This is a genomic window from Desulfoplanes formicivorans (genome assembly GCF_001748225.1).
Lineage (GTDB): Bacteria > Desulfobacterota > Desulfovibrionia > Desulfovibrionales > Desulfomicrobiaceae > Desulfoplanes > Desulfoplanes formicivorans.
Map to the genome: position 1 here is coordinate 46,176 of NZ_BDFE01000020.1, position 21,586 is coordinate 67,761.

The following is a 21,586-nucleotide window of genomic DNA, read 5'->3' on the forward strand; positions in this document are numbered from 1 at the left end:
CATGGAACATACTATTTTCGAATTGGGCTTGTCTGTTGAGGCTGTTTCCCTGTATATTCTGTTGGATCATTTCGAGGGGTCCAAAGGACGTGTTACCAGGGAGATCCTTTTGACCAAATGGAATGCCAGTGCAGACAGCTTTGAAAAAAGTCTGCAGGAGCTTGAAATGCAGGGGGTGGTCACCATCAGTGAACAGGGAATGGTTGCCACGACTCCTGTTTCCAGGTGGAAAGCGGCCAGAGAATCCTGACGGCCGGAACCGGCATGCCCTGCCTTGTGCGACCGCGCGTTTGCGTGGGCGGTCGCTTCGCCCCGAACCTCACGCCCCATTTAAGCGTATCAGGAGGCAACCTGTATGAAATCCAGATTGTGCATCTTTTTGGTTCTTCTTTTTCTGATCCCGGTTTTTGCCTGTGCCCCGACCAGTCCACTTCCCCAGCCGCGTCGAGTGGTGGATCCTTCCCAGGTCCACAATGCCATCAAGACCCCTGAATGGGACATTGCCGCCATCAAATATGAGTATTCCGGACAGGGACTTGATTACAGCAAGGCTGATCTTGAACCCGTCTTTCTGGTGTTCAAGAATATCGGCCAGTCCACGCCCAAGGTGCTGGAAGAAGAGATGCGCGGGGTGGGAACCGATGGAGATTATCTGCCCTATTCCACGGACGAGGCCGTACGGCTAGCCTTTGCCTCGGAAACCTTCAAGCAAACCGCGAAAAACGCTCTCAAGTCCGGAGGGCTGGGGGCTGCCCTGGGTGGTGGTCTCGGTGCGATCATTACCATGTTCACCGGAGACAATGTTCTTGTGGGCGCGGGCATGGGCGCGGCTGTTGGCGGGGCGGCCTTTGCCGCCGGGTCGCTGCCTGAGGCCGAGGCCAAGCTCGAACGGAACATCAAACAGGAGCTGGTCCAGTACGCCTGGAAATCAACTCCGATCCCGCCTTCCTATACCCGCATGGGCTATGTGTATCTTCCCGCCAACAAGGGGATCGACAGAATGTCCATCACGGTTCGGTCCGGTCAACGCCTTGAAACCTATGTGCTGCCTCTGCTTGATTCCCCCGAGGATATGGGAAAAACCGGAAAATAGCCGGAACAGATCACTGGTATGACCACAAGAGCCCCTGGAAGGATTTCCAGGGGCTCTTGTTTTGGCATTGATCATGCTTTCTCGTAATCGGGCAGAACACGTGGAATATTTTTCCCGCTATACAAGGAGCATTGATCATGACAGCGTTTGGCAGTTTGTACACCGCAGCCACAGGACTCCAGGCCTTTGGCCAGGGCATGTCTGTTATCGGCAACAATATTGCCAATGTGAATACCACCGGGTTCAAAAGTACAAGTATCCATTTTGCCGATGTTTTCAACGATACTGTTGTGACCGGGGGTGGGGTCGGACAGGTGGGAAAGGGGGTTCAGCTTGCCGATTTGATCACTGATTTTGACAGTGGCCCCCTTGAGCTGACAACGGAATCCTTGGACCTTGCCCTGGGTGGAAACGGTTTTTTTGTGGTCTCTCCGCCGGATAGCGACAAGCTTTTCTATACCCGAAGCGGGGCCTTCAGGTTTGATAAACAGGGATATCTTAAAGATTCCGGCGGAGCAGCCGTACAGGGGTATGAAGTACAGACCAGAAGAGATCCGACAGCCGTTACCACGGAAGGTGCTTCCGGTGCCGGACTGACGGAAAGCATTGATTTCGGGAATATGGTCGACGTGCGATTGGGGACGAATGCAGAGGACGATCGGTTTGTGTCTTCGCCGGAACGAACGACTCGTATTGAGGTCATGGTCAATCTCGATTCCCAGGCTACCGATTTGGCCAACACGCCTGCCGCAGCCTCGAGCCCGGCCTTTTCTCTGTTCAATGCGTGGGATGCAAGCCAGGACGAGCCCCTTGACTCGGCAAAATATACCTATATGTCTCCGTTGACTGTTTATGATCAGGCAGGCAATGCTCATCGCGTCAGTGCCTATTTTGATCCGGTTTACACCCCGTCCCAGGGTGACGATGTGAACGGAACCATGGTGTGGGAATACCTACTGGCCATGGACCCCTCGGAAGATGGTCGGGCCATTGCCCAGGGAAGCTCGAAATCCGGCGTGCTCATGATGGGCACCATGACCTTTGACGCTTCAGGGGAGTTGGTCAATCAATCCGCATTCACACCAGACACGACCGGCAACATGAGCGATCTTGCCAGCTGGACAGGCGCTTTCATGTCAGATGATGGCTATTTTTTGTGTGATCCCGTGTTTGTCGCTGCAGACGGGCAGGAACTTGAAGGGAGTATTGAGGTCAATTTCGGTCTTGCCGATACGTCTCCCCATGCTCCCGATCCCCTTTTGACGGCTGCCGATATCCCTGCCCTGGATGCCGAAACAGCCCTGCAGATGCTTGGCATGGTCCAGGATCCTTCGCGATTGGCCAACGCTTCCACCAGTTACAACAGGGGTTCGGCTACCTTATATCAGAATCAGAATGGCTATCCCGAAGGTGCGTTACAGGCGCTTTCCGTTGACCGTGACGGGGTGCTCACTGGACATTACTCCAACGGGCAGGAAAGAAGTCTTTTTGTCTTGGCAGTGGCTGATTGTCCCAATCGATTTGCCCTGCACCGGGAGGGGGGAAACCGGTTTGCGGAAACACCTGATTGCGGAGGGATGCAATTCGGGTTGGCAGGTACAGGCAATGCCCGGTTCGATTTGGGCCCGGATGCTCTTGACGGCTTGGGAACTATTGCCTCCAGTACCCTGGAACAATCAAATGTGGATATGGCCACAGCCTTTGTGGACATGATCCTGACCCAAAAGGGATTTCAGGCCAACAGCAAGGTGGTGAGCACCAGCGATGAAATTTTGAAGATGCTCAATGAGATGAAGCGTTGATGGTAGCTTGGCAGCCTTGAACCCTGACATCTTTGCATAAATAAAAGGCCTTCCCGGGAAACCGGAAAGGCCTTTTATTATGGATTGATTGCAGGCGTTAAGGATTAACGTCGGCGGTTGTTGTTCCCACCGTGGCGCTTGTTGCGGTTGTTCCCGCCACCACTGGGCCGTTTGGCCTGGTCCATGGAAAAGGTTTCACCGGCTTCTTCCATGAGCACGGCCTTGCGGCTCAAGCGGATTTTTCCGGATGGATCCACTTCAATGACCTTGACCTTGATGGGATCGCCTTCCCTGACCACGTCTTCCACGCTGTTCACCCGTTCGCGGGCCAGCTGGGAGATGTGGCAAAGGCCTTCAAGGCCGGGAAGAATTTCGATAAAGGCTCCAAAATCCATGATCTTCTTGACAACACCATCATAGTCCTTGCCCGGTTCTGCCTTCTGGTCGTAGAATAGAACCATTTCCTTGGCCCTGTCCAGTGCGTCCTGATTACAGGCAAAGATGGAGATCTTGCCCGAGTCTTCGATATCTATGGAGGCGTCGGTGGCCGCGGTAATGGCCTTGATGTTTTTACCGCCGGGGCCGATGACGTCGCGGATCTTGCTTGTGTCCACATACACGATTTCCATTTGCGGGGCATAGGTGGAAAGTTCGGTCCGCGGTTTGGCAATGGTCTTGGCCATTTCTTCGAGAATGTGAAGCCTGGCTGCGCGGGCCTGTTCCAGTGCCTTGGCCATGACCTGGGAGGGAATACCCGCGATTTTGATGTCCATCTGGATGGCGGTGACGCCTTCGGCCGTACCGGCAACCTTGAAGTCCATGTCACCAAGATGGTCCTCGTCGCCAAGGATATCGGTCAGGATACGGTATTCGTCCCCTTCCTTGATGAGTCCCATGGCAATACCGGCAACAGGGGCGCTGATGGGAACACCCGCATCCATGAGGGCCAGGGTGCCGCCGCACACAGAGGCCATGGACGAGGACCCGTTGCTTTCAAGGATTTCCGAGACGATTCTGGTTGTGTAGGGAAAGTCTTCAAGACTGGGCAGAACAGGTGCAATGGCCCGTTCGGACAAGGCACCATGCCCGATTTCCCGGCGGCCCGGAGCGCGCAGGGGACGGGCCTCACCCACACAAAAGGGCGGAAAATTATAATGGAGCATGAAGGGTTTGACCATCTCGCCGGTCAGGGTTTCGATGCGCTGCTCGTCCCTGCTGCTGCCAAGGGTTGCCGTACAAAGGCTCTTGGTTTCTCCGCGAGTGAAGATAGCTGAACCATGGGCCCTGGGAAGCACGCCCACCTGCATGGTCAACGGCCGGACCGTTGTCATGTCGCGTCCGTCGATACGGATGTTCTTGGTCACGATCTGTTGACGAACGATGGTTTTCTCCATGTCCTGGAGAATGGCCGGGATTTTGGCAAGACGTTCCGGTGTGTCTTCAAGCTGCGCGGCAAGGGCTTCAATGGTCTGCTTCTTGACCTGTCTCTTGGCGGCGTAGCGTTCCATCTTTTTGGGAATGCCAAGGGCCTTTTCAAGATCTTCCCTGGCGATCTCCTCGACCATCTTTTCAAGTTCCACGTCCGGTTCGGGCGTCACAACCTCGAGCTTTTCCTTGCCCACTTTTGAACGGAGTTCTTCCTGGGCATCAATCATGGGCTGCATGGCCTTGTGGCCCCATTGGATGGCTTCGGCCAACAGGTCTTCCTTGAGGAAGTGTGCGCCCCCTTCAACCATGACCACGGCATCACGGGTGCCGGCCAGAAGAAGGTTGAGGGTACTGTTTTTCTGCTGCGCATAGGTGGGGTTGAGAACGAATTCGCCGTCTATGTACCCGATGCGTGCTCCGGCAATGGGCCCGAGAAAGGGGATGTCGGAGATGTGCATGGCGGCCGAGGCACCCACCAGGGAGAGGACGTCAGGATCATGCTTGTCATCGGCCGAGATGACCGTGGCAATGACCTGCACCTCGTCCCGGAATCCCTCGGGAAACAGGGGGCGGATGGGGCGGTCGATAAGCCTGGAAACAAGGGTCTCATGATCACTGGGTCTGCCGATTTCCCGGCGGAAGTACGATCCCGGGATCTTGCCGGCAGCGTACATTTTTTCCACGTAGTTGACCGTCAGGGGCATGAAGTCAGTTGTCCGTTCCATGGGCTGGGTAACGGCGGTGACCATGATGGATGTTTCGCCGCAACTGACCAGTACGGCTCCGTTGGCCTGCAGGGCGATGCGGCCGTGTTCAATGGTAATGGCGTCATTGTTGACGGGAATGGAAACCGAAGTGGTTTCAAATGTGTTTGACATAGATGTTCCTTTGCAGTGCTGATGGTAACGCTTCCATGTTTTGCACATCCCTTGGGGGTTGTTTAGTGTTTTGCCTGTGTCTCCAGGGTCATCCGATTCTGGAACCACGAGCCAAACACCAAACACAAAACATGAAGCACAAAAAAGCAGGACAGAAGGGCCTCCTTCTGTCCTGTCAGATCATGAGCCTACTTGCGCAATCCCAGCTTAGCGATGAGGTCGCGGTAGCGCTGGATGTCCTTTTTCTTGAGGTAATTGAGGAGCTTGCGTCGTTTACCTACGAGCTTGAGCAGACCGGTCCTGGAATGGAAATCCTTCTTGTGAACCTTGAAATGCTCGGTCAGGTAGGTGATACGGTGAGTGAGCAGGGCCACCTGGACTTCCGGTGAACCGGTGTCGCCTTCATGGTGGCTGAATTCTTCGATGATCTTGTTTTTTTCTTCTGGGGTCATGACCACAGCGGTATCCTCCGATGAGAATGATTGGTTTTCAGTGCCATTGCCGATTCGGGTCGGTGCATGAACCGGACAGAATTCACGTTGATGCCGGTGACCAGAGTCCTCGCAGGATGGCCCAGTGCAGGGTGCCTTGACGTATGGTCGCTTGAACCAGGGCAAGGGGGCTGCCTTGGGGGTCAAGGAACATGCGCTGGTCGCCTTCCGCATGGTTCTCCTCCAGAGGAACCGGAAGCCAGGTGCCGTTCATGATCTCCAAGGTCTGCTCGTTGGAGACGACCTCGGTGGACCAGTGGGGCAGGGCCTTGGCCAAGGGGATGATACGGTTGTGCCATCCCTCGGCGTCGGCCACGACATCATCAAGAAGATGTGCCTGGCTCAGGTCAAAAGGGTGACAACGCTCTCGTCGCAGTTTCGTGAGAGTTGCTCCGCACCCTAGACGTTTCCCCAGGCTGTGGGCCAGGGAACGTATGTAAGTGCCTTGGGAGCAGGTGACCCGAAATTGTACCAGGGGAAGATCAATGCCAATGATCTCCACCTGGGAAATATGAATGGGTTTCGTCTTGACAGGTACTTCTTTACCTTGACGGTGCAGTTTGTAAAGGGGTTTGCCCTGGTGCTTGGCGGCCGAGACCGGTGGCACTTCCTGCATGGTCAACGTCTGCCAGTCAAGTACTTCCCTTTGGATTTTCCGGGGGCTCAGGCCGTCAATGGGGTGTTCTTCAATGATCCGGCCTTCAATGTCATAAGTATCCGTGGTCAGGCCCAGCTTGAGTTCGCCCGCGTAGGTCTTGATTCCCGATGTCAGATAGGGCGCCAGTTTGGTTCCCTGACCGAGGAGCACAAGCAGCACCCCCGTGGCCATGGGGTCAAGGGTTCCGGCATGGCCGATTTTTTTCTGACCAAGCTTGCGCTTGATGACGTTCAGGCAGGCAGCCGAAGTGGGACCCTGGGGTTTGTCCAGAACGAGAATGCCGTGTTGTTGGGCGGATTGCATGAATTTATTCGTCCTTTATACCCAAGGTGTCCTGGATCATTTTGACCATCTGGCTTTCAGCCGAATCAAGGGAGGCGTGGATGACCCCGCCCGAGGCATTGATGTGTCCTCCTCCGCCAAAACGGGCAGCCACCTGGCGAACATCCACCTCACCGGTGGACCTGAGGCTGAACTTGATCTTGCGCGACTCTTCCTCCCTGAAGCTCACGGCAACAACCACGCTGCCCACATTGCGCACCATGTCCACGAGCCCTTCGGTATCATCGCCTGTTGCCCCGGTCTTGGCAAAATCCGTGCTGGAAGCGGAAACAACCCCGATTTTTCCCCGGGAGTAGAACCGGGCGCCGGCCATGGCCCTGCCCATGAGACGAATCTTGCTGGGGGTCCAGTTGTAGTTGAGCCTGGGCGTGAAAATATCAGGGCGCAGCCCCTGGCGAATGATGTCGGCAGCCAGTTCCATGGTCTGGGATGATGTGTTGCCGTAGCTGAACCATCCGGTATCGCTGACCAGGGCAAGGTAGATGGCCTCTCCCATGTCCCCGGAAAGGGGAATGCCCAGATGTTGGGCTATGCCGGCAACCATCTCTCCAGTGGAGGAAATCTGGGTATCCACCCAGTTGATCTGTCCGAAAAGCGGGTTGCCCTGGTGATGGTCGATGTTGATCACCCGGGCTTTGCCCAGCCGTTTGGCCAGGTCCTGGCCAACACGGTTGGAGTCTCCGCAATCAAGAACAATGGTCCAACCGGGTTTGTCCGCCGGCAGTTCCGTTTCCACGGGAGCGGGCATGGACAACCAGGCGAATCTGTCCGGCATGCCGGAAACATTGTACATCCTGAAGCGTTTCTCAAGGGAGGTGAGTATCCAGCCCATGGCGGCCATGGAGCCTATGGCGTCCCCATCCGGATTGAAATGGGAGACGATCAGGAACTCGTCTTCCGTTTGGAGGATTTCAGGAATCCTGTCCATCGATGTGGTCATAGACCATCTCCTCCAGGAAATCATCCCATGTGAACCGAAGTTCGGGAACACGACGCATCCTGAGCCGCTGACCAAGGCGGGAACGCAGGAATCCGGCAGCTTGTGCAAATCCTTTTTCCAGCTCGGGAATGCTCCCCTTGCCCTTGATGTGGGTATACATGACCTCGGCGATGCTGAAGTCCCTGTTCAAACGGACGCCGGTGATGGAAACCAGTTCAAGTCGCGGGTCCTGGGACTCTTCGACCATGATCCTGCTCAGCTCGCGCATGAGCTGGTCCGCCATCCTGGTGCCACGTCTTGATGTTGTTCGTTGCATGTTCAGGCTCCAAAGATTTCAAGATGGGTATCCACAAACTCTTCCGACGTGCTTGCTTCGATCATGGAAATGGCCTTGGACAATTGGCTCTGGACCCGCTTGGTCTCGTTGGAGACCGTGACCGCAGCAAGGGCGAGCCATGTGTGGGAATCCTGGTTGTCCACCTCGGAAACCGCCACGTTGAACTTGTTTTTCAGCTTCTGTTTCAGACTGTTGGCGATGCGTCGCTTTTCCTTGAGGGAATGGACGTTGTGCAGTCTGAAATCAAGTCGCAAAATGCCGATGATCATAAGGTCCGTTTTTCTTCGACCTCTTCAAAGGCTTCAATGATGTCGCCTTCCTTGATGTCGTTGAACCTTTCAAGGCCGGTTCCGCACTCAAAGCCCTTTTGGACCTCGCGTACATCGTCCTTGAAGCGTTTCAGGGAATTGAGTTTGCCGGTGTAGATGACCACGCCGTCGCGCAACAGTCTGACCATAGCGTTGCGCACCAGTTTGCCGTCAATGACCGCACACCCGGCAACCGTGCCCACCTTGGGAACGTTGAAAGTCTGTCTGACTTCTGCCTGGCCGATGTACACTTCCTTGATGGTCGGCGCGAGCATGCCGCTCATGGCGTCCTTGATCTCGGCGACCAGCTTGTAAATGATGTTGTAGAACCTGATCTCGACCTTTTCCTGCTCGGCAACATCCTTGACCTTGGCCGTGGGGCGGACATTGAAGCCGATGATGATAGCGTTGGATGCCGAGGCCAGCAAAATATCCGATTCCGTGATGGCGCCTGTTCCGCTATGGATGATTTCAATGCGCACTTCATCACCCGAAAGCTTGTTCAAGGCGTCGATGATCGCTTCCTGGGAACCCTGCACATCGGACTTGACCACCAGGTTGAGTACCTTGACCTTTTCCCCGGCCTTGGCAGCCAGAAACTTGTCCAGGGTGAATTTCGTTTCCTTGGCCAGTTCCTTTTCGCGCTGCTTGCCCTTTCTGGAATCCGAAATCTTGCGGGCCACCTTTTCATCGGCCACAACCACAAATTCGTCACCAGCATCCGGAACACCGTCAAATCCCTGAACCTCGACAGGCATGGCCGGTCCGGCCTCCTTGAGCATCTTGCCCTGGTCGTTCAGGATGGCCCGGATCTTTCCAGCATGCAGGCCGCAGGTAAAGGCGTCACCCTTGTGGATGGTTCCCGCCTGGATGAGCACCGTGGCCACAGCGCCACGCCCCTTGTCCAGACGCGCTTCAACAATATGACCTACGCCCCGTCTGTTGGGGTTGGCCTTGAGTTCAAGAACCTCTGCCTGGAGCAGCACCAGTTCCAGAAGTTCGTCGATCCCGATCTTTTTCTTGGCTGACACATTGGCAAAAATGGTGTCTCCACCCCATTCCTCTGGCACAAGACCGTGTTCGGCCAGCTCGCGCTTGACCCGGTCGGGGTCGGCTCCTTCCTTGTCGATTTTGTTCACCGCCACCACAATGGGCACGCCGGCTGCCTTGGAATGGTTGATGGCCTCTCGGGTCTGGTCCATGACACCGTCGTCAGCAGCAACGACCAGGATGACCAGGTCGGTCACCTGGGCGCCCCGGGCCCGCATGGCCGTGAATGCTTCATGGCCGGGCGTGTCCAGAAAGACGATTTCGCCCCGGGGGGTGGTTACGTGATAGGCACCAATGTGCTGGGTGATCCCACCGGCTTCGCCCGAAGTGATGTGGGACTTGCGGATGACATCAAGCAGTGACGTCTTGCCGTGGTCGACATGCCCCATGATGGTGACAACAGGGGGACGAGGTCGAAGATCCTCTTCCTTGTCCTCGTGAACCGGTGCGAGAAATTCCTTTTCGGAAAAGCCGATTTTTTCCACATCATAGCCAAAGTCGGCGGCAATGATTGCTGCCGTGTCCGCGTCAATGGACTGGTTGATGGTGGCCATGACGCCCATGCCGATCAGATTCTTGATCAGGTCCTGGGCCTTGATGCCCATCTGCTGGGCCAGATCCGCGATCCTGATGGCCTCGTCAATGCGGATCTTGCGTTTGGCCGCCTTGATGGGCTGGGTGGTGACCATGGGTTTGGTCTGGACCTGATCGCGGCCCCTGCGTCCGCGTTTGCCCCGACCCTTGCGACTTCCCACCAGTTCGGGCCTGGAAGTTTCGGCCTGGCGAACCTTGCGGTAGAGTTCATCCGCTTCAACGGTCCGGCGATGCTTTTTCTTGAAGGACTTCTTTTTCTTGTCCTGGGACGTGCTGGCAGGCTGGGGAGCGGGCTGCTCCTTTGCGGGATCCGGTCGGGAAATGATCTTGACCTGGGGAGCAGGCTGCGGCGCTTTTTTCTTCTTGCTCTTCTTGCGTTTGCCCCGTTTCTTTTCCGTTGCCTTTTTCTCGTCGTCCTCACCGGACTCCGGCTGCGACGCTTCCCCGGAAGGTTCCTGGACAGGTGCCTTTGCAACAGAGGCGTCCGCATCCTCGGTCACTTCCCCGGTTACTTCCTCGGTCACGTCCCTGGGCGCATCTGTTGCCGTTTCCGGAGCCGCATCTTCGGGCTGTTCGGTCTCGGCTGTGGGGATGGATGGCGTTGCCTCGTCATCTGCATCAGATACGGGGGCTGCTGTCGAGGGAGTGGGGGACTGGGAGGACGTTGGCTGCACAGGGGGTTCTTCCTGAACGGCGGTGTCTGCTGGCTCGGCCTTGGGTTGTCGTACCGGTTTCTTTTTCCTCCGGACAATGACACCGGAGCGGACACGCTTGTCCTCAATGGACGGTTCGTGGGATGCCTTGTTGAACTCCTTGCGTGCCATTTCGGTTTCTTCGTCCGTCAGACCGCTCATGTGACTCTTGACGTTGATATTGAGCTTGCGGAGCAGATGGATCAACTCCTTGTTTGAAATGCCGAGTTCGCCTGATAATTCTCTTACCCGCATTTTAGTTGTCATAATGTTCCCCCCTACATTTCTTCTGCCAGCCCCTGAACTTCTTGAACTTTTTCATGCATTCACTGCTTGTGCACACGTAGAAACCCCGTCCGGACCGTTTTCCTGTAGGATCAGGACATAATTCCTGTTTGTCGTTTTGGGGACATGTGTATCGTATGATTTCCGATTTGGGAAATCGCTGCCGGCAAATTACGCACATGCGCATTGGAACATGATTGCACCGATGCGGGGTATGGTTGTTCGGCTCGATCTTGCAAGATCGGTTTGGTGGATGCATAGCAGGTCGAAAAATAATGTTTTTTGGAAAATTGATGGTTGGTAAGATGCAGCTTCAAAAAACGTGTGACGTCTCCTGAACGATGCACGGATTTCAGCTCTGTTGGTCGTTGTCGGATTCAGCTGTTTCGGCATCCTCGTGCTCATCGCTTTCAGGAGCCTTTTCCGCAAGCAGGTTGGCAGCAGCCTTGAGATCGGCGACATTTTCTTCCCCGATACCCTCAATATCCAACAGTTCTGCTTCCGTGCTCTCGACGACACTGTTTACATCCTCGAAACCGGCCTCAATGAGATTGTCCACATGGATCTCCGCAGCACTGGCCAGCTGTTCCAGACCCCGACGGTTTTTGTTCAGTTCTCCGTAACGGCTTTCCGTGAAGATATCGATACGCCACCCGAGGAGTTTGGCCGCGAGTTTGACGTTTTGCCCCTTGCGGCCGATGGCCGGCGTGAGCTGATCGTCGGGAACAACCACTTCCAGGGTCTTGTCATCGTCATCCACGGTGATTCTGGATATGACCGCCGGTGAAAGTGCGTTGGCCGCATAGGTGGTAATGTCCGGATTCCAGAGCACGATATCAATGCGTTCACCCCGGAATTCCTGGACAATATTCTGGATGCGCGAGCCCTTGACGCCCACGCAGGCCCCAACGGGATCAACATCGGGTTCGTGGGAAATGACCGCCACCTTGGCACGCAGGCCCGGATCACGCGCCACACCCATGATGGTCACGATGCCATCGTCGATCTCGGGAACTTCGCGTTTGAACAGGGCTTTCATGTACTCGGGGTGCGATCTGGAGACAACGACCTGAGGACCGCGGCCTTCCTGCTTGACGTCTACAATATAGGTCTGAACCCGATCTCCCTGACGGAAACGTTCCCTTGGGATCTGTTCGTTCTTGGGAAGGATGGCTTCGGTTCTGCCGAGGTTGATCACCCAGCCGTTGCGATCCCGGCGTTGAATGATGCCGCCTACGATTTCTCCGATGCGATCCTTGTATTCTTCGTAGATGATTTCATGCTCAGCGTCACGCATCCGCTGGATGATGACCTGTTTGGCGGATTGGGCTGCGATTCTCCCCAGGTCCTCGATTTCCATGCGAAATCCCACTTCGTCGTCCAGCTGGACGTTGGGATCGTGGATCTTGGCATCTTCCAGGGTGATTTCCCGGGAGGGGTCGTTCACCTCGGCAACCACCACCTTGAACTGGTAGACCTCGATCTCGCCGATTTCTTCATTGAAGCTGACTTCGATATCAAGATTGTCGCCGTATTTTTTGATCACCGAGGCCCGGATGGCTTCTTCGAGAGTGTCCACAAGAAGATCACGGTCGATGCCCTTGTCTTTGCTGATCTGATCGATTGCTTTTTTTAGCTCCATGCCCATGAGGATTCTCCGCTTCTTCTTGGAATCAAAAGGATTCGGATAACGGTTGGTTGAAAGGACAGCGGGTGCACCATGTGCCTGCCGCGGTCGTGTACTCTGATCAGCCCGTGAAGACGAGTCGCAGTTTTTTGGTTTCGCCCCATGAAAATTCGTGTTCGCTTTGGTCGTCGAGCCGCAGGGCAAAGGTGTCTCCCGTACGCGAGGTCAAGATGCCCCTGAACTGCTTGCGTCCCTGCCTGGGCGCGTTCAGGGTCAGTTTGACGGTTTTGTTCAGAAATCCGTCGAGCTGCTCGGGCGAAAAAAAGATGCGATCAAGACCTGGAGAGGAAACTTCCAGATTGTACGCGCCTGCAATGATGTCTTCCACATCCAGAAGGACGCTTGCCTGGCGGCTGAATGCCGCGCACGTGTCAATGGTCACCCCTTGGGGTGAGTCAATGAAGATGCGCACAATCCGGTGTTTGGGAGACGCAAGAATCAATTCAATACCCCAGATGGCGACGTTGTGTTCCTCGCACAGGGGGGCCAGAATGGAAATGAGCTGGTCGTAAAGTATGTGTTTTTGCATTTGTTTCCAAAAAAAAAGTGGACCAAAATGGTCCACCCCTCAATAACCCTACCACTTCGGTTATGTCATTACATCTTGGAGTGGAGCGGATGACGGGGCTCGAACCCGCGACACCAAGCTTGGGAAGCTTGTACTCTACCAGCTGAGCTACATCCGCCCGGAAAGCTCTTCTCTTTTGTCGAATTTTCTGGGTTTGTCAACTTTTTTTTCCTGAGATCGACCCGGATGCGTGCCTGCGCCATTCTTAACACAAATGGTCCGGATAGGCAAAAAATGCCCACGCTTTTGGCGGGGACGAGGAACATGGTTTTTTGGAAAACAATATGAATTCTGGCAGGATTATTGCTTTGGTGGAAGATTACGGAGGGTATCAGTCATGCAATCAGCAGTATACAGCGCGGTTTTCGGGAGTACAACCCAGTCCAAGCGGCTTAATTACATCGCCAATAATTTGGCGAACGTCAATACGACCGGCTTCAAAAGGATGGCCATGTCCTTTTGCGATGCGTTCAGGAATCAGGAAATTGGCAAGGACCCCATGGTCTCACAGACCCGGTTGCATACCGTGGACGTGGATCTTAGCCAGGGCGGCTTGACCATGACAGGCAATCCTCTGGATCTGGCCATTGAGGGCAAGGGCTTTTTCAAGCTGGAGACCCCCAATGGGGTTCGCTACACCCGGGCGGGCATGTTTCGGCTTGATGACAATGGGGTCATAACGGATGTTCATGGCAATATCTTGCAGGGCGAGGGCGGTCCGGTCACGGTACCACGTGATTCACAGCCTGTTATCAACGATGCCGGGGAACTGTATGTTGATGGAGCTGTTGTGGGACGTATTGCCGTGGTTACTTTTGATGAGGCCCAGCGCCTTGAACCGGTGGGTCGGCATTTGTTCCGGACTCCTGATGATCAGTCCTTTGAGGAAATACCGGCCACTGACTCCATGGTCCATCAGGGCTTTCTTGAAAATTCCAATGTGGAGGTTGTGCAGGAAATGGTCAGGATGATTGAGGTCTCTCGCAATGTGGGTGCTGAACAGAAAATTATGACTACGTCTTCGGACATGGACGACAAGGCAATCAACACCGTGGGCAAGATTTAGACGGAATCTGTAGTTAGGACGCGAAATGGTCCGAAACATGGGCCGTGTGTGGGTAGGACATTAATGTATGAAATGTAAAAATTAGGAGATAACAAGGTTATGATGCGATCATTGTGGACAGCAGCTTCAGGCATGGTGGCCATGCAGCGCAACATTGACGTGATTTCCAACAATCTGTCCAATGTGAGCACAACGGGGTTCAAGAAGAGTCGGGCGGAATTCGAGGATCTCATGTACCAGAACCTTAAGATATCCGGTGCCCAGAATGTTTCCGGCGATCGGTTGCCCACGGGTATTCAGGTGGGCATGGGGGTGCGGGCCGTGGATGTGCACAAGATTTTTACCGAGGGTGATCTGACCAATACCGGCAATCAGCTTGATCTGGCCATCGAGGGGGATGGGTTTTTCAAGGTGGAGGATGCCAACGGCGATGATGCCTATACCCGTGTAGGATCGTTCAAACTCAATGTTGACGGTGAGCTGGTTACCTCGGGGGGATACAGGTTGCAGCCCAATTTTACGGTTCCCGTGGAAACACAAAATATCGTCATTACCGAAGACGGACATATTAGCGCCCTGGATAAAAACGGCGAGTCCCTGCAGGAAGGGGATATCCCTTTGTATACCTTTATCAACCCGGCCGGGCTCAAGGCCAAGGGACGCAACCTGTATGTGGAGACTGAAGGGTCCGGCGATCCTGTGGAGGGAACCCCCGGAGAGAACAATGTGGGGACGCTGGCCCAGGGATTCCTTGAGTCTTCCAATGTGGATCTCGTGGAGGAAATGGTCAACATGATTGTCGCCCAAAGGGCCTATGAAACCAATTCCAAGGCCATTACCACGGCCGATAACATGCTTCAGACCGCCAACCAGATGAAGCGATAGGTTTGCCATGCGGGATCTGTCTGCAATCATAACGCGCATGCTTGCGCTTTTTATTGGGATGCTGTGGTTGGGCGTTGGACATGGGCATGCAGCCACCGTCGAACGCCTCGTGTTTGCCGATGCCGTCTGCGTACAGGGGCCCCAGGTAACCCTTGGCGATCTGGCCGTGTCCAGTGGACCGGAATCAGCGGTTTTTCTGGAGCATTTTGCCTCGTTCAAGATGGCGGATGCTCCTTCCCGTCAAGGGGACCGGATGATCCTTGCTGCGGACATGATTCGTGCTGCTTTGGGTCGGATACCCCCTGTCCCTGGCGATTGCGACATCCCTTCTCAGATCCATGTCCAGCAGGGAGGGCGGGTCATTGCCTCGGCCGCCATCAGACGTCAGGTCGACAAATTTTTGACAACAGCCCTGACATCCACCCGGGCAGAGATCACCATCCGGGACTACCGGATTCCTGACCGGTTGTTTTTGCCTGATGCCCTTGGAACGGTACGCATTGACTCGTCGCGGGCCATTGCTCCTGGCCGCGTCTCGCTGCGCATCAAGATTCTGGACGGGAACAAAATGGTTGTGCGTCAGATTGCCGCCAGCGCATTTGTGGATGCCTGGGTGACGGTTCCTTGCGCTGCCAGGCCCCTGAGCAGAGGACGAATCATTGTTCCTGATACCGTGCGTTTTGAACGCAAAAATCTGGCTTACCTGCGGGGGGCTGTCTGGAACGGCCGGGGTGGTCCCTGGCGGGTTAAAAGGCCCATGGGTACGGGGGAGGTTGTGTACGACAAAAACATTGAACTCGTGCCGACCATTACCGAAGGTTCACGGGTGTCCCTGGTGTTCGAGGGACCGACCATCCGTTTGGAGGTGCCGGCCGAGGCCCTTGAAGATGGACGCGTGGGTGCAAGCATCGCGGTTCGCAATTTGCAAAGTGACAAACAGGTCCTTGCGCGTGTCAAGGACAAGGATACGGTTGTGGTTCCATAGGCCCGGGGCCGAGCCACATTCCAGGAGATTTTACCCAAGGGTTCACCATGTCATCACCTCGACATTTTTATCCTCATCAATGGTTGGATACAGGTTCTTGGCCACGGCTTATGAGCCGCATTGCCCTTTTTTGCTTTTTCGGTCTGCTTTTTGGCGGTTGCGCCACCACCCAGAAGCACGCTCTGCCCGAACCCGTGTACACCCCGGCCAATGAGTCCATCCCTCCCGAAGAAAATCCGGGTTCGCTATTCAAGCCCGATCAGGCCGATTATCTTTTTGCAGACAGCAGAGCGCGTCGTGTCGGGGATATCGTGACTATCAACATTGTTGAAAACACCGTTTCCAAGAACAAGGCCTCAACTGATGCCAGCAAGGATTCCAGTATCAACCTCGGTGTCCAGAATTTTATGGGAAATGGATATATCAAGGGCATTCCTGTTGGAGCAACGCCAGCCATTGAGGCGGGTTCCTCCAGTGAATTTTCCGGTGACGGAGAGACTAAGCGCGAAAATTATCTGACAACCACGGTGTCCGTGCGCGTCGTGCGGGTTCTGGCCAACGGTGTCCTCGAGGTCGAGGGAGGGCGTGAGGTTCGGGTCAACGACGAGACGCAGATCGTGGTTGTCAGGGGGATCATTCGGTCAAGGGACATTGGACCTGATAATTCCATTGCTTCCACGGCCATGGCAGACGCCCGCATTGAATTGTACGGCCGGGGAGTCCTGGCGGACAAACAGAAACCGGGCTGGCTGACCAGAATTCTGGATAACATGTGGCCCTTTTGAGGCATGAGCATAAGGGGAAGGTGCAGGCATATGGCAAATAATGCCGAACATGGGAAAATCCGTTGTACGCAATGGGCAGCCATGCTGATGGCGGTGGTGGGACTGGGGTTGTTTGTTCCCCGGGCAGATGCTGTCAGACTCAAGGACATGGCCACTTTCAGCGGGGTACGTACCAATCAGCTGGTGGGATATGGGTTGGTTGTGGGCCTTTCCGGGACCGGAGACGGGTCCGGTACCGAATTTACCATCCAATCCATGGTCAACATGCTTGAGAAAATGGGTGTTCGCGTGGACAAGGATGATCTGAGTGTCGACAATGTGGCAGCGGTCATGGTCACGGCCAAAATGCCGGTATCGGCCCGTCCCGGGGCCAAGCTGGACGTGGTTGTCTCCTCTGTAGGTGATGCCTCGAGCCTTTATGGGGGGGTTCTTTTGATGACACCTCTCAAGGGCATTGACGGCAAGGTCTATGCCCTGGCCCAGGGATCGTTGGTCCTGGGCGGGTATTCTGCAGAAGGGCAGGCAGCCCAGGCCACCAAAAACGTTACAACCGTGGGGCAGATTCCCGGAGGCGCTACTGTGGAACGGGGAACACCCTTTGCCTTTAATGAACAGGATTCCCTGCTCATTCATCTCAATGATCGTGATTTTTCAACGGCAGAACAGGTGGTCCAAAGCCTTAACCGGTCTCTGGGGGGCGATTACGCCCGTGCCGAGGATATTGCCACCATCCGATTGCAGATACCGCAGCGTTTCAAGAACAATCTTGTTCCTCTGATGGCTTCCCTTGAGAATATTCAATGTACTCCGGATACCAGGGCCAAGGTGGTCATTGACGAGCGCAGCGGCACGGTAGTCCTTGGGAGCAATGTGACCCTGTCCCGGGTGGCCGTAACCCACGGCAATCTCAATGTGGTGATTAAGGAAAACGCTAATGTCTCCCAGCCCAATGCCTTCAGTCAGGGGCAGACCGTTGTGACACCGGACACCCAACTCCAGACCCGGGAGCAGACCAATCGTCTGGTTCTCGTGGAGGGAGCCAATATTCAGGAACTGGTCAACGGTTTGAACGCCATTGGTGCAACCCCGAGAGACATCATGTCCATTCTGCGGACATTGAAAGCTGCCGGCGCGTTGCATGCTGATCTTGAGAGTATCTGATGCATCCAAGAGCGGGAGAGATGCGTCTATACAAAGGCCCGCACAACGAGGTGGATGATGGGAATCAATGGTATGGCCTCCGTCCAGGCCCAGGATGTCGCTTCCGTGGACGAACAGTCAAAATTGAAGAAACTCGAACGCTTGGGTGATAATGCGGACAGTGAAAAGCAACTCAGGGAAGCTGCTCAGGGGTTTGAATCCATTTTCATAGGCAAGTTGTGGGAGCGCATGCGCGCCACCGTGCCCAAGGACAATTACTTGCACAGCAAGGAAGAGGAGTTCTATCTGTCCATGTTTGATCGGGAATTGTCCCGGAAAATGGCCGAGGCCGGTGGCCTGGGTCTGGGTAAAATGCTGTATGACAGCCTCAAAGACAAGCTTAATCAGGCCAGTCATGAGGCTGCTCCCGTAAAACCACTGGACACACCCCTCCCCACCCGTTCAGAGCCCATGGAGCATTCTGGAACATCGCCTTTGCTGTTTTCGTCGCCCACAAACGATGCCGGAACCATGCGTCAGCTTGAGCAGCTCATTCAGAAAATCGAGCAAGAACATGAGGCTGACGCATCGGATGCCAAGCTTGTCAAAGACGTGTAGGCATTGACGGTTGTCAGCCTCCTGTCGGGATTTGTGGGACGAAAAGGGGGGGCAGCAGGACATGACAAGGGATCATGCATGTTCCTTAAGATTGATGGCCCCGCTTTTTCGGCTCTGCATGGAGCGTGGAAATGCGGGGTTTTTTGTGAGATTGTCCGCGGTTGTCTGTTTCCCAGGACTGTTTGCAGTGAGGACGGGCCTAGGGTTGGCAGGGAAAAATATTTTTTGAACGGATGTTCAAGCTAAATGGTAAAAACTTTGCATGGAATATGACACCAGGATTTTTTTTCCTCCTTGCTGTGCGGGAAATCATGTTGTTCAGTCAATTCAGGGGATACAACGTTATGCAAAAAGTCATTATCCAGAGTCTTGCAAGACAGGCCAAAGGGCTTGTGCTCTTGGGCTCGCTTCTGGATCAGGAACTGCGACTTTTAAAGACAAATGCCCCCCAGGCCGTTGCCGGGCTCGAATTTTCCATTCAGGAATTGTTGCGTCAGATAGCCTCCGAAAAGGCGTGGGTCGCATCCTGTATGCGAGCAATGGGGGTTGAGGCCGTACATCTGACAGATGTCATGGACCTGTTTGCTCATGACGAACGGGTACGCTTGGAAGAACTTCTGGCCGCTATTGACAAGTATCAGCAGGAGTGCGCGCGCAAGGCGGCTATGAACGCAGACATTGCAAAGGCGTTGCAGGATCAGAGCAATTCCCTGCTTTCCTTTTTTCGCGACCAAGTTATGCCCACGAGCCAGCATACTTATTCCTCCCATGGACGTTGGTCGGCCAGAACCAGAACGGCCACACTCATAAGCGGGAGACTCTGATGAGTAGCATTTTTGGGACCATGGACATTGCCAAGCAGGCCCTCAATCTGACTCAGACTCAGATTGAGGTGACCGGCAACAATATCGCCAATGCAGATACCCCGGGGTATAGTCGGCGCGCGGTCAATGTTGAAGAAAACCAGCCGATCAATACCGCTCCCGGACAGATCGGTACGGGGGTCAACGGCACAGAAGTTGTCCGTATTTTTGATGAATTCGTGGAACGACAGTATATGCAAAAACTGTCCGACCAGGGGATGTGGAGCTCCCTTTCTTCACACCTGCAAAGTGTTGAGATGCTTTTCAATGAAAATCAGGAAGGGCGCCTCAACGATGTCATGGCCCAGTTTTTCAAGGACTGGCAGGATCTTTCCATCCGTCCTGACGATGCCAATGTCAGGAGTGCACTGCTTGGCAACACCCAGAGCCTGCTGGAGACATTGGGATTGCTGGCCGAGGATCTGCAGGATCTTGCCGGCCGCATGGACGGGTATATTGAGCAGGAAGTCGAGGACATCAATACGATTGTCAAGCAGATAGCGGCATTGAACAATCAGATTGCGGTGAGCGAACAACCGGGGATCAATGCCAACGTGGCCAGGGATGAACGGGACCTGAAGATTCGTGAGCTTGCGGAAAAGCTGGACATTAATTGTATTGACAATGGTGGCGGCAAACTGACCATTACCACCGGGGGCGGTCAGACCCTTGTGGATGGTGATTCTTATTTTCTCCTGGATGTCCAGAATCCCAAGGCCACGACTTATCTGACGAATGGCTCTTCGTTCGGCACAGATGGCCAGATTTATTTCAGTGGTTCGTCGAGTTACGAGTACACTATCAAGATGGCAGATGCGGGTGCCGTGGATGCCGTGGCTCCGGCAACGCAAGCCACTTTCAACGTTTCCCTGGACGGAGGACGAACCTGGCTCAAGAATGATGATGGCTCGGTCCGGGAATTCGAGGCCACCAGTTATGACAATCGGATCAGTTTGCCGGGAGGCGAGCTGCAGGTCTGGTTCGGGACCAAGGATGACATTAACGGGGTTCCCACACATGACCTGGAGCAGGGGGACATGTTTACCATTGTGCCCAAAGATGGGGTGTACTGGTCAGGGGGCGATACCCTTTCCACGAATATCACCACCCAGATCTACGGCAATGGCGAGGCTAACCCCTCCCGGATCACCGGAGGAAGTCTTGGTGGCTATTTGGCTTTCAGGGACGAGTATGTGGGAGAATATCAGGAACGCCTTAACGCCCTGGCCCGGGGATTGGTCTGGGAGGTCAATGCCATCCACAGTCAGGGAAGCGGGCTCCAGGCTTTCACTGATGTTGTGGGGACCTATTCTGTGACCACGTCAGATGTTGCATTGGGCACGGCCGGGTCGGGCCTTGCATTTGCTGACAAACTTCAGGCAGGCAATCTTATGGTCAGCCTGCATGACGATATCTCCGGCGAGACATCCACCACGGTGCTGTCTTTTGGAGGCGGGACCAATTTTGATCCGCAACAGCACTCCCTGGAAGATGTACAGGCGGCATTTAACGCCATAGACGGTCTGACCGCCACGATTCAGAACAATGCCTTGTATCTGCAGGTGGATCCCGGCACCTCCTTTTCTTCCTTTTCCTTTGGCCAGGATTCCACGGGATTGCTGGCAGCTCTCGGAATCAATACCTTTCTGGATGGTCAGGATGCCTCGTCCCTGGCGGTCAATTCCATGGTCGCGGGCAATCTTGATTATATCAATGCCGGTCAGCTGGATGCCTCGGGAGTGATGGATTCCGGCAGCAATACCGTTGCGCAGGACATTGCCGCCTTGCAGTACACGGGAGTCGCCTTTTCTACCTTATCCAGCGAGACGAGCAATCAGACCCTGCAGGATTATTATACCGCATTGGTGAGTAAGGTTGGCGCGGATACGGCCCGGTCCACGTTCAATCTCGATTATCAGCAGAGTCTTGCCGAGGATCTCAGGGCCAGGCAGGACTCTATTTCCGCCGTCAATCTGGACGAGGAAATGAGCAATCTCATCAAGTTTCAGCAGTCCTATGCTGCAGCGGCCAAGTTGATTACCACGGCGAATCAGATGTTTGACACCTTGTTGGCCATGAAGAATTAAGGAG

The 21,586-nt window shown here is 54.7% G+C and carries 21 protein-coding genes and 1 tRNA gene; 11 read left to right on the forward strand and 11 right to left on the reverse strand.

Features of this window, described 5'->3' with window-relative positions; genetic code table 11:
• Position 1 precedes the first annotated feature (1 nt).
• From DPF_RS11685 to DPF_RS11695, 3 genes are all read left to right on the forward strand, one after another.
• On the forward strand, positions 2-250 hold the full coding sequence (locus DPF_RS11685) for a hypothetical protein (protein WP_069859867.1): 249 nt from the start codon (positions 2-4) through the stop codon (positions 248-250).
• Between the two features lie 105 nt (positions 251-355).
• Positions 356-1,093, forward strand: a complete 738-nt coding sequence (locus tag DPF_RS11690) for a hypothetical protein (RefSeq protein ID WP_069859868.1) — start codon at positions 356-358, stop codon at positions 1,091-1,093.
• Between the two features lie 137 nt (positions 1,094-1,230).
• Positions 1,231-2,895, forward strand: coding sequence for a flagellar hook protein FlgE (locus tag DPF_RS11695; protein WP_069859869.1), 1,665 nt, complete (start codon positions 1,231-1,233; stop codon positions 2,893-2,895).
• Positions 2,896-2,999: 104 nt separating this feature from the next.
• Here the strand turns inward: DPF_RS11695 and pnp are convergent, their stop codons facing one another.
• From pnp to DPF_RS11745, 11 genes are all read right to left on the reverse strand, one after another.
• Positions 3,000-5,201, reverse strand: a complete 2,202-nt coding sequence (pnp, locus tag DPF_RS11700) for a polyribonucleotide nucleotidyltransferase (RefSeq protein WP_069859870.1) — start codon at positions 5,199-5,201, stop codon at positions 3,000-3,002.
• 188 nt (positions 5,202-5,389) lie between these two features.
• Positions 5,390-5,659: a 30S ribosomal protein S15 gene (gene rpsO / locus DPF_RS11705; RefSeq protein ID WP_069859871.1), complete on the reverse strand. Its 270-nt coding sequence runs from the start codon at positions 5,657-5,659 to the stop codon at positions 5,390-5,392.
• Between the two features lie 76 nt (positions 5,660-5,735).
• Positions 5,736-6,653 carry a tRNA pseudouridine(55) synthase TruB gene (gene truB, locus DPF_RS11710; RefSeq protein WP_069859872.1) on the reverse strand — a complete coding sequence of 306 codons (918 nt, stop codon included), beginning with the start codon at positions 6,651-6,653 and terminating at the stop codon, positions 5,736-5,738.
• 4 nt (positions 6,654-6,657) lie between these two features.
• Positions 6,658-7,632, reverse strand: coding sequence for a DHH family phosphoesterase (locus tag DPF_RS11715; protein ID WP_069859873.1), 975 nt, complete (start codon positions 7,630-7,632; stop codon positions 6,658-6,660).
• Positions 7,604-7,948 carry a 30S ribosome-binding factor RbfA gene (gene rbfA, locus DPF_RS11720; RefSeq protein ID WP_069859874.1) on the reverse strand — a complete coding sequence of 115 codons (345 nt, stop codon included), beginning with the start codon at positions 7,946-7,948 and terminating at the stop codon, positions 7,604-7,606. The genes DPF_RS11715 and rbfA overlap by 29 nt, the downstream gene beginning before the upstream one ends.
• A 2-nt stretch (positions 7,949-7,950) precedes the next feature.
• Positions 7,951-8,238, reverse strand: coding sequence for a DUF503 domain-containing protein (locus tag DPF_RS11725; protein ID WP_069859875.1), 288 nt, complete (start codon positions 8,236-8,238; stop codon positions 7,951-7,953).
• The gene (infB, locus tag DPF_RS11730) at positions 8,235-10,880 is read right to left on the reverse strand and encodes a translation initiation factor IF-2 (RefSeq protein WP_069859876.1); all 2,646 of its coding nucleotides are present in this window, start codon (positions 10,878-10,880) and stop codon (positions 8,235-8,237) included. Before infB ends, DPF_RS11725 begins: the two co-directional genes overlap by 4 nt.
• Positions 10,870-11,157 (reverse strand): YlxR family protein, encoded by a 288-nt coding sequence (locus tag DPF_RS13805; protein ID WP_369689595.1) that lies wholly within the window; start codon positions 11,155-11,157, stop codon positions 10,870-10,872. The genes infB and DPF_RS13805 overlap by 11 nt, the downstream gene beginning before the upstream one ends.
• Before the next feature lie 93 nt (positions 11,158-11,250).
• Positions 11,251-12,546 (reverse strand): transcription termination factor NusA, encoded by a 1,296-nt coding sequence (gene nusA / locus DPF_RS11735; RefSeq protein WP_069859877.1) that lies wholly within the window; start codon positions 12,544-12,546, stop codon positions 11,251-11,253.
• A 100-nt stretch (positions 12,547-12,646) separates the two neighbouring features.
• Positions 12,647-13,114 carry a ribosome maturation factor RimP gene (rimP, locus tag DPF_RS11740; protein WP_069860147.1) on the reverse strand — a complete coding sequence of 156 codons (468 nt, stop codon included), beginning with the start codon at positions 13,112-13,114 and terminating at the stop codon, positions 12,647-12,649.
• An 81-nt stretch (positions 13,115-13,195) separates the two neighbouring features.
• Positions 13,196-13,271: transfer RNA gene (locus DPF_RS11745), tRNA-Gly, on the reverse strand.
• 219 nt (positions 13,272-13,490) lie between these two features.
• Between DPF_RS11745 and flgF the strand changes: the two genes are divergently transcribed.
• From flgF to flgK, 8 genes are all read left to right on the forward strand, one after another.
• On the forward strand, positions 13,491-14,219 hold the full coding sequence (gene flgF, locus DPF_RS11750) for a flagellar basal-body rod protein FlgF (RefSeq protein WP_069859878.1): 729 nt from the start codon (positions 13,491-13,493) through the stop codon (positions 14,217-14,219).
• A gap of 99 nt (positions 14,220-14,318) precedes the next feature.
• Positions 14,319-15,104 carry a flagellar basal-body rod protein FlgG gene (gene flgG, locus DPF_RS11755; RefSeq protein WP_069859879.1) on the forward strand — a complete coding sequence of 262 codons (786 nt, stop codon included), beginning with the start codon at positions 14,319-14,321 and terminating at the stop codon, positions 15,102-15,104.
• A gap of 67 nt (positions 15,105-15,171) precedes the next feature.
• Positions 15,172-16,089 carry a flagellar basal body P-ring formation chaperone FlgA gene (gene flgA / locus DPF_RS11760; protein ID WP_176724256.1) on the forward strand — a complete coding sequence of 306 codons (918 nt, stop codon included), beginning with the start codon at positions 15,172-15,174 and terminating at the stop codon, positions 16,087-16,089.
• 110 nt (positions 16,090-16,199) lie between these two features.
• On the forward strand, positions 16,200-16,874 hold the full coding sequence (locus tag DPF_RS11765) for a flagellar basal body L-ring protein FlgH (RefSeq protein ID WP_069859880.1): 675 nt from the start codon (positions 16,200-16,202) through the stop codon (positions 16,872-16,874).
• A gap of 30 nt (positions 16,875-16,904) precedes the next feature.
• Positions 16,905-18,035, forward strand: coding sequence for a flagellar basal body P-ring protein FlgI (locus DPF_RS11770; RefSeq protein ID WP_069859881.1), 1,131 nt, complete (start codon positions 16,905-16,907; stop codon positions 18,033-18,035).
• Between the two features lie 72 nt (positions 18,036-18,107).
• Positions 18,108-18,632, forward strand: coding sequence for a rod-binding protein (locus DPF_RS11775; protein ID WP_231702180.1), 525 nt, complete (start codon positions 18,108-18,110; stop codon positions 18,630-18,632).
• 344 nt (positions 18,633-18,976) lie between these two features.
• On the forward strand, positions 18,977-19,456 hold the full coding sequence (locus DPF_RS11780) for a flagellar protein FlgN (RefSeq protein ID WP_069860149.1): 480 nt from the start codon (positions 18,977-18,979) through the stop codon (positions 19,454-19,456).
• Positions 19,456-21,582 carry a flagellar hook-associated protein FlgK gene (flgK, locus tag DPF_RS11785; protein WP_069859883.1) on the forward strand — a complete coding sequence of 709 codons (2,127 nt, stop codon included), beginning with the start codon at positions 19,456-19,458 and terminating at the stop codon, positions 21,580-21,582. The genes DPF_RS11780 and flgK overlap by 1 nt, the downstream gene beginning before the upstream one ends.
• The last annotated feature ends 4 nt before the right edge of the window (positions 21,583-21,586 follow it).

Bases quoted from the DNA above. Each gene is read 5' to 3' on its own strand.
- DPF_RS11685 (WP_069859867.1), top strand. From the start codon at position 2: ATGGAACATACTATTTTCGAATTGGGCTTGTCTGTTGAGGCTGTTTCC.
- DPF_RS11690 (WP_069859868.1), top strand. From the start codon at position 356: ATGAAATCCAGATTGTGCATCTTTTTGGTTCTTCTTTTTCTGATCCCG.
- DPF_RS11695 (WP_069859869.1), top strand. From the start codon at position 1,231: ATGACAGCGTTTGGCAGTTTGTACACCGCAGCCACAGGACTCCAGGCC.
- pnp (WP_069859870.1), bottom strand. From the start codon at position 5,201: ATGTCAAACACATTTGAAACCACTTCGGTTTCCATTCCCGTCAACAAT.
- truB (WP_069859872.1), bottom strand. From the start codon at position 6,653: ATGCAATCCGCCCAACAACACGGCATTCTCGTTCTGGACAAACCCCAG.
- DPF_RS11715 (WP_069859873.1), bottom strand. From the start codon at position 7,632: ATGACCACATCGATGGACAGGATTCCTGAAATCCTCCAAACGGAAGAC.
- rbfA (WP_069859874.1), bottom strand. From the start codon at position 7,948: ATGCAACGAACAACATCAAGACGTGGCACCAGGATGGCGGACCAGCTC.
- DPF_RS11725 (WP_069859875.1), bottom strand. From the start codon at position 8,238: ATGATCATCGGCATTTTGCGACTTGATTTCAGACTGCACAACGTCCAT.
- infB (WP_069859876.1), bottom strand. From the start codon at position 10,880: ATGACAACTAAAATGCGGGTAAGAGAATTATCAGGCGAACTCGGCATT.
- DPF_RS13805 (WP_369689595.1), bottom strand. From the start codon at position 11,157: ATGCATCCACCAAACCGATCTTGCAAGATCGAGCCGAACAACCATACC.
- nusA (WP_069859877.1), bottom strand. From the start codon at position 12,546: ATGGGCATGGAGCTAAAAAAAGCAATCGATCAGATCAGCAAAGACAAG.
- rimP (WP_069860147.1), bottom strand. From the start codon at position 13,114: ATGCAAAAACACATACTTTACGACCAGCTCATTTCCATTCTGGCCCCC.
- flgF (WP_069859878.1), top strand. From the start codon at position 13,491: ATGCAATCAGCAGTATACAGCGCGGTTTTCGGGAGTACAACCCAGTCC.
- flgG (WP_069859879.1), top strand. From the start codon at position 14,319: ATGATGCGATCATTGTGGACAGCAGCTTCAGGCATGGTGGCCATGCAG.
- DPF_RS11765 (WP_069859880.1), top strand. From the start codon at position 16,200: ATGAGCCGCATTGCCCTTTTTTGCTTTTTCGGTCTGCTTTTTGGCGGT.
- DPF_RS11770 (WP_069859881.1), top strand. From the start codon at position 16,905: ATGGCAAATAATGCCGAACATGGGAAAATCCGTTGTACGCAATGGGCA.
- DPF_RS11775 (WP_231702180.1), top strand. From the start codon at position 18,108: ATGGCCTCCGTCCAGGCCCAGGATGTCGCTTCCGTGGACGAACAGTCA.
- DPF_RS11780 (WP_069860149.1), top strand. From the start codon at position 18,977: ATGCAAAAAGTCATTATCCAGAGTCTTGCAAGACAGGCCAAAGGGCTT.
- flgK (WP_069859883.1), top strand. From the start codon at position 19,456: ATGAGTAGCATTTTTGGGACCATGGACATTGCCAAGCAGGCCCTCAAT.